This window comes from Rhodoferax sp. RT5P35 (assembly GCF_056521385.1).
The window spans coordinates 1-1,508 of the sequence record NZ_JBWMAX010000103.1; the positions used below are offsets into that span (position 1 = coordinate 1).

Annotated in this window: 1 protein-coding gene; it reads left to right on the plus strand. The window is 63.5% G+C overall.

Annotation, left to right across the window (positions count from 1 at the left end; translation table 11 throughout):
• Positions 1 to 1,508, plus strand: a 1,508-nt coding sequence (locus AC097L_RS23985) for a beta strand repeat-containing protein (protein WP_479589239.1), incomplete at both ends; no start/stop codon positions are given.

Sequence of the window (1,508 nt, forward strand, 5' to 3'; positions counted from 1 at the left end):
CAGCGCCTCCAGCACGGTCGTCGAGAACAACGTCGTCGCCGGTGCCTCCACCGTCGGGCTGCAAATCGAATCCAGCGGCACCGGCAATGTGATCCAGGACAACCTGGTCGGCGTCACAGCCGACGGTACTGCCGTGCTGAGTGCGCCGATAGCGGGCATCTACCTCGAGATCGGCAACGGCAACACGGTCACGGACAACTGGGTCGCCAACGGGCAGATTGGCATCTGGCTTGGCACCAATGTCAGCACCACCACGGTCCAGGGCAACCGCATCGGCACGGACCTCACTGGTACGCAGGACTGGGGTACCACGCAACACGGCATCACCCTGCAGACCAACAACAACAACAACCTTATCGGCGGCACCGGGGTCGGCCAAGGCAACACTATCGCCTTTAGCAACAAGACCGGCGGAACCGGCAACGCCATCACCGTCAACAGCGGGACGGGCAATGCCATACTCGGCAACAGCATCTACAGCACCGCGACGGGGACCAGCGGCCTGGGTATCGACCTTGATGCCGCAGGCGGTAACGTAACTGCCAACGATGCCAACGACACCGACAGCGGGTCCAACAACCTGCAGAACTTCCCGGTACTCACGCTGGCCCGGACAGACGCCACGGGCCAGGTCATCGTTGGCGGCACGATCACAAGCAACACCGGAACCAACTACTACCGCGTCGAATTCTTCGCCTCACCCACCGGTGACCCCAGCGGCTACGGCGAGGGGCAGACCTACCTGGGATTCACCAACGTGACGACCGCAGGCGGCTTTGCCAGTTTCTCGGCCACGCTTGCGGCCACCGTGCCAGTGGGGTATGCCGTGTCGGCCACAGCCACAAAGAGCAACGTAACCTTCAGCGCATTCACCGACACTTCCGAGTTTGCGCGCTATGTGGTCGCTGTTTCCTCCTCGCAGGCTACGATCACCGTCGACACGGCAGCCGACACCAACGACGGCGACACCACCAGCCTGTCCACACTGCTGGCCAACAAGGGCGCCGATGGTTTCGTGTCGCTGCGCGAGGCTCTCATCGCGGCCAATAACACCACCAACGGCACGCAGCCGGACCGCATCAGCTTTGCGATTTCCGGCACCGGCGTGCACACCATCACGCTGGGCTCGGCGCTGCCCAGTATCACCGGTGCCGTGGTGATCGACGCCAGCACCGACGACAGCTTCGCGGTCAACAGCGGCCGACCGGCCATCATCCTGGACGGCAACAGCCTCAACAGCGACGGCCTGGTTCTGGCCAGCGGTTCCGGTGGCTCCACCATCCGTGGTTTGGTGATCCGCAACTTCGATCTGGAGGGCATCCAGATCGACGCGGGCTCGGACGGCAACACCATTGCCGGCAACTTCATCGGCAGCCTGGCGGCCACCGGAAGCAGCGGCGGTGTGGGCAACGGTGGCGCGGGTGTCTATGTGCTGAGCGCCAACAACACCATCGGCGGCACCACGGCTGCCGATCGCAACATCATTTCGGGTAATGCCAACGGTATCC